This is a genomic window from Bradyrhizobium sp. (assembly GCF_019244115.1).
Lineage (GTDB): Bacteria > Pseudomonadota > Alphaproteobacteria > Rhizobiales > Xanthobacteraceae > Bradyrhizobium.
Genome location: NZ_JAFATE010000637.1, coordinates 1 through 5,182, shown reverse-complemented (window position 1 = coordinate 5,182; position 5,182 = coordinate 1). Strand labels below are relative to the sequence as shown.

At 62.9% G+C, this 5,182-nt stretch carries 5 protein-coding genes; 1 reads left to right on the top strand and 4 read right to left on the bottom strand.

What is annotated here, in order from left to right:
- The coding region (locus JOZ76_RS27945; RefSeq protein ID WP_291704166.1) for a xanthine dehydrogenase family protein molybdopterin-binding subunit at window positions 1-909 on the top strand (909 nt) is incomplete at its 5' end.
- A gap of 186 nt (window positions 910-1,095) precedes the next feature.
- Here the strand turns inward: JOZ76_RS27945 and JOZ76_RS27940 are convergent.
- The 4 genes from JOZ76_RS27940 to JOZ76_RS27920 form a co-directional block, all read right to left on the bottom strand.
- Complete coding sequence (locus tag JOZ76_RS27940; protein WP_291704168.1) at window positions 1,096-1,458, bottom strand: hypothetical protein; 363 nt, start codon at window positions 1,456-1,458, stop codon at window positions 1,096-1,098.
- 437 nt (window positions 1,459-1,895) lie between these two features.
- Window positions 1,896-3,251: an alpha/beta hydrolase gene (locus JOZ76_RS27930; RefSeq protein WP_291704162.1), complete on the bottom strand. Its 1,356-nt coding sequence runs from the start codon at window positions 3,249-3,251 to the stop codon at window positions 1,896-1,898.
- 17 nt (window positions 3,252-3,268) lie between these two features.
- Window positions 3,269-4,981, bottom strand: coding sequence for a S8 family peptidase (locus JOZ76_RS27925; RefSeq protein WP_291704161.1), 1,713 nt, complete (start codon window positions 4,979-4,981; stop codon window positions 3,269-3,271).
- A partial coding sequence (locus tag JOZ76_RS27920) for a hypothetical protein (RefSeq protein WP_291704159.1) occupies window positions 4,951-5,182 on the bottom strand: 232 nt, incomplete at its 5' end. The genes JOZ76_RS27925 and JOZ76_RS27920, both read right to left, overlap by 31 nt.

Below are 5,182 nucleotides of genomic sequence, written 5' to 3'. Positions count from 1 at the left end.
GGACATGCGCGGGTGGAGATCGCCGGCCACGAGATCGGCACGGGCGCCTATACCGTCATCGCCCAGGCGGCTGCGCAAAGGCTGGAAATCCCGTTTGCCAGCGTGACTGTCGCGATGGGCGACAGTGATCTGCCCCCCGCCCCGATAACTGGCGGCTCGAACTCCACGGCCAGTACCTGTTCCGCGGTCGAGATGGTCTGCGACCAGATCAGGCAGCGCCTGGCCAAGGCGCTGCCACCGGGCGAAAGCGGTGACGGCGCCGGAGAGACGGTCGGACGGGGCAGCACCCCAGCCGGCGGGGCCGCGAGGCGCGATCAGCCTCTTGATCGGGAGAGGGCGTTCGACGCGCTCGGCGTCAGCACGATCGAGGAATATGGCGAGTGGAAGCCGGAGGGCGCGCCGGCGGACTCGCTGCAAGCAATGTACAAGGGCCAGTCGCGGCTGGTCGGCGGCAGCAACCTGAAGGACAAGATCGCCTACGCCTTCGGCGCTGAATTCGTCGAGGTCAGGGTGAACCGGTGGACCGGTGAGATCCGGGTGCCGCGGCTGCTCGGTGCGTTCGCTGCCGGCCGCATCATGAATCCGCGGACCGCGCGCAGCCAGCTGATGGGCGGATTGATCTGGGGCATGTCGTCGGCGCTGCTGGAGGCCACCGAAATCGACGAGCGCTATGCCCGTTATGTCAACGACAATCTGGCCGACTATCTCGTTCCGGTGAACGCGGACGTGCCCAATGTCGAGGTGATCCTGGTATCGGAGCAGGACGAGCACATCGATCCGGCGGGTATCAAGGGATTGGGTGAACTCGGCAATGTCGGGACCAACGCGGCGGTGTGCAATGCGATCTTTCACGCCACGGGCACGCGCATCCGCAAGCTGCCGGTCAGGCTCGAGCACCTGCTGGTCTGAGGGGGCGCCGCGGCGCGAGGACGAGGTGGAGGCGCGTTGAAATCCGCCGTCTATGTGTCTCGCCACGGCCGCCGGGCGCGCCGGATTCACCTATGCAAATGCGTCGCGCCCGCCGGCTCGGACATCATGAAGCGCTGAGGTGGCGCATAATGGATAGGATGGAGCGTTATTTCATTGCGATGGCGGTCATTGGATTTGTTGGACTGGTCGCGTCCGTGACATGGATGTTGCTCGATTGAGCTGCCCCGGCAGATCAGGGCGGCCGCCCATCGCCCGCTCGCCGTCAGCGGGACGCGGGCCCATCGATTCCGAAAGGCCATCATCTCTGGGAGGCAGATTCTGCTGATCCCGCGCTTCGAAGGTCACCGCAACGGGACCTGTCGGCCCCTGCGCCAGGTCGAGCCACCTGATCGCCTCTTGCATCCAATAGTCGTGGTTCTGCGGATCGGCCTCGGCCCTTTCGCGGCAGGCCGCGGCTCGGGCGAGACACGCGTGCTTGCGGTCCATCGCCTTCACCTCGGCGAGCGCTGTCCCGGAGATGCCAGCCATTGGTTGATACGTTGCGCCGTCTCCGCCTGCCCCGCTTTCTTCAGCAACATCTCGCGCTGCGGCCCGGGAGGAAGGCATTGCGCGGCTTCGCGCGCTTCGTGAGCCGCTCTCTTCAATCGTTCGTCGAACGACGAGGTCTGCTTGCGCCGATTTCGCTTGACCGTCATGACCCGCCTCCACCTGCTTGGCGTGTCACGCAATGTCGCGCGATCATCGGCTGCGGTCGTTTACGTAGGTTATATGATCAGCGGATCGCCATCATGTGATCGCCATCATGTGCCGGCGCGGTCCCGCCGATGTCCTCGACCTCGGAGCGACGACAATCCATCAGTTCTTCGAGCCACCTTCGAGCTCCGCGAGGGCGTCCGGTCGAATGCAGGACATGTATTCCGGGCATACGAGCGTGTGCCGAGGTGGTCCCTCTGGTGCGACGAGCGTCAAGCGACGGACCCGGCTGCGCTCAGGATAGCATAGGCGACTTCGATGCGTCGGACGTCACTATGATCTTTAATGAGGTCCGATGAGATGTTGTGAATCTTGCCTTTCTCGAACGAGTAGCGAGTGCCCGGAAGACCCAACGTGAATTGATTGTCAGCCTCTTTGGTGTTCTGGGCCCCATTCCTCCCCATGCCGCCGTAAGGGTCGTTCTGGTCTCCCAGGGCGGCGGCGTTCTGGCCCGCGATGCGCGACGCCAGCGGATAGGCGATGCCTACCGCCTTGTCATTCTTCGTGTGCGTGATGATGATCGGTCCGCATATTCGCTTCTCGTCCACGATAGCGCGGAAGAATCCTTGTTCCTTGGGGTCCTCGCCGAATCCATCCGAGAGACCATTGTGCGAGAACGCCGCTTGCAGCAGGCTCATCGTCACGAGATCGGTATTGACCGGCAAAGCGTGAGCGGCTGCCGTCACCAGGCGCCCGCCGAAGCTGTGCCCGACGAGATGAATGCGAATGGCGGCCTTTGCGCCGCGGACCCGCCGGAGCAGGTCGGCAACACCTTTGCTGCCGATGATGCCCGCGCGCGACTTCATCTGGTAGTACGTGGCAAAGTTGGCGATGCGACGCGCGGCCGCCTGAACGCCGCTCAGCAGGTCGCCAAGGCCCGCCGCTCCGCCATTGCCAAGGCTGGATCCAGCCCCCGCCCCGCCGCCGGGAGCCGCGGGCGCGACGACGGCTGTTTGAGCATTCTCGAACAACGTCTCGGCGTCGACGGCAAAGAAGCCCGCGGACGCGTCGTCCTTTTCCTTCATCGACGGATCGAGGATGCTCCGAAGAAGTTGGACGAATTCCCTCTTTGCGTCTGTCGTCGCAAGCTGGGATACGAGCGCCTTCGCGCGTTCCATCGCCGCAACGTGCGCGGGATTCCGATCGGCGCCGCCGAGCAGGTGCGGATCATCCTTGAGCCTATCGAGAATGCGATTCACCGCGGCCGCGTTCTCCGCTTCAGCCGCCGCGCTGGCCGCGCCGCCCCCCGGGATCAGATCGGCATCAGTGAACTTCTTGCTCGGCCAGAAAATTCTGACCGCCGCGAAGTTCCGGTCGCGCAGTCGATCGACGAGATCCTGTAGCGGCGCGGGTACCGAGGGTTGGTTCCGCAGGTCGAGCAGCTTGTCGATATTGCCAAGGAGCTCGTCGTAGAGCTGCGACGCGTCTGCCTTGTCGTTATTCCAGCCGTGAGACAGGATGAGGAGATCGGTGACCGGCCCGAGGCCGGCCAGGAGCTCGTCAACCTGCGACGGCTGGAAGATATCGCCGTCCTTGGTGAATTCGACGTCAAAGTGCGGGGTGGCCATCGTGTGACCCTCCTTCATCAAACTGATTGGATTGCGCGAATGAGGTCGAGGACTCCGTGCCCCTCGAAGTAGCGTTCCCGGCCCAGTGGGCTGGCCGTCGAAAGAAAAATGCGCTTTACGTCGAGCGGTTTGCCTATGAACTCGCGGCGAATTGACAAGAACGCGGCGATGGCACCCGACACGTGGGGTGCCGCCATGCTGGTGCCGCTGTCTTCCATGTAATAAGCGCTGCCGTCGTCGGGGGCGAGACCCGTGGAGGCAATCGCCTTTTTCAGGCGTTTGCCCGCACCGCAGGAGGTGATGCGCTCGCCGGGCGCGACGAGATCGGGTTTGATTCTGCCATCGCCGGTCGGGCCTTTCGACGAGAAGTACGACACGCCGTACGTGTAAGGCGCGTCGCGATGGGTAGCCCCGACGGTGATAGCGAACTCTGCGTTTCCCGGATCGTTGATGGTGTTGGACAGTCCGACTTTGGTGGCCCTTATCGAGGCAGCCACCGTCCCGAACCCGGTGTTTCCCGCCGCGGCCACGACGACGACTCCGGATTGAACGAGACGATTCACTTCCGCGCAGATCGGACTTTGCCCGCAGGCGAACATCTCAGGATCGAACTCGTAGCCGACGCTCAGGTTCACGCCGTGGACCCGCAGCAGCTTCGGGTTGTCGTTTAGTCTTTCACGCACGTAGTTGAGAGCGCGGATGACGTCGCTCGAGCGTCCCTCGCCGTTCCCGTCCAGCACGCGGAGGCTGATCAATCGACAGTTTGGCGCCATTCCCCGAATCTGCCCCGCGGGGAGGGTTCCAGTTTGCCTGAATTGACCTCGCTCCAACTCGCCTCTGGCCGTGACCTCTTCGACCCGTTCCAGCAGCCGAATTGTGCTTCCCGACTTGCCCGTACCGGCGATAATGCCCGCAACGTGTGTGCCGTGCCCGAAATCATCGGTCAGCGCGAGCCTGCGATGCTCCTCGATGAGCGCTTTGCGTTTTTGACGGAAAACCTCACGTTCTTGCTCCGAAGCGTTCGGATTTGGGCGATCGAGACCGTCCGGATCTATTGGCGCCGGCGCCAAAACCGGAATTCCAAGGAATGTCGTCTCGCTGTCGACGAAGCAACGGTGAAGATCCCGCACCTCGGGCGACTCGAGGGCATGCCCGCCCTCAACGTCGAAGTGCTGATGGCTCCCATCGATTCCAGAATCGATGACGGCCCAGACAATTCCCGCGCCCGCCGCGCCAAACGACTTGTATGCGGCGTCCGCTTTCACCGTCGCGACCGACCGGTAAATCTGGCTCTGGACCGGAAAGTCTGGCCAAAGCTTGTAGATCGCGCGATACCGCATGGAATCGATCGGTGGTCCTGACGGCGTCGATCCGGAAGAGTCGCTTGCATCTCGCGCTTCCCTCGCCGCCCATTCGCCATCGGCGACGAGCAGTCTCTGCCATTCGTCCACCGTGAGCATGCACCGCGCGTAAGTCTTCGAGATGTAGTCAGGTCGCGGCGGCGCTGGTGCGTCGCCATTGAGCGCGGCCAGGCGCGCCTCAAGCGCGGCAATCGCTCCGGAAAGGCCCTCGATGTGCTGAAGATTGAATTCGATGACGTAGGGCCCACGATCTCCATCGTGCCTCCCGAGCTTCCATTCGCGCCGCTTCTTGGGATCGTACAACTCTGGTGGGGCGAACCGTCGCGCGAAGTTGTCGGCTACTGGCCGCCCTGGCAGATCGTCTGGCATGCGCTACCTCGGCGAACAAAAGATGCAACAAACAAAACGTGTTTTTCCGCCCCGTCTGTGAAGCTCAACTTCCGCCTGGACGGCAGCGTGGGCCGTTCAATACAGCCAAGAATTGCTCTGATACCTGCAATCATAACACTCATCGGCACCCCAATTAAAGGTTGCAAGTTAGCTTTTTGCTGCCTCCAGAACTCTCGCGTT

Coding starts and splice junctions, on each gene's coding strand:
- JOZ76_RS27940 (WP_291704168.1), bottom strand. CDS start 1,458: ATGGCTGGCATCTCCGGGACAGCGCTCGCCGAGGTGAAGGCGATGGAC.
- JOZ76_RS27930 (WP_291704162.1), bottom strand. CDS start 3,251: ATGGCCACCCCGCACTTTGACGTCGAATTCACCAAGGACGGCGATATC.
- JOZ76_RS27925 (WP_291704161.1), bottom strand. CDS start 4,981: ATGCCAGACGATCTGCCAGGGCGGCCAGTAGCCGACAACTTCGCGCGA.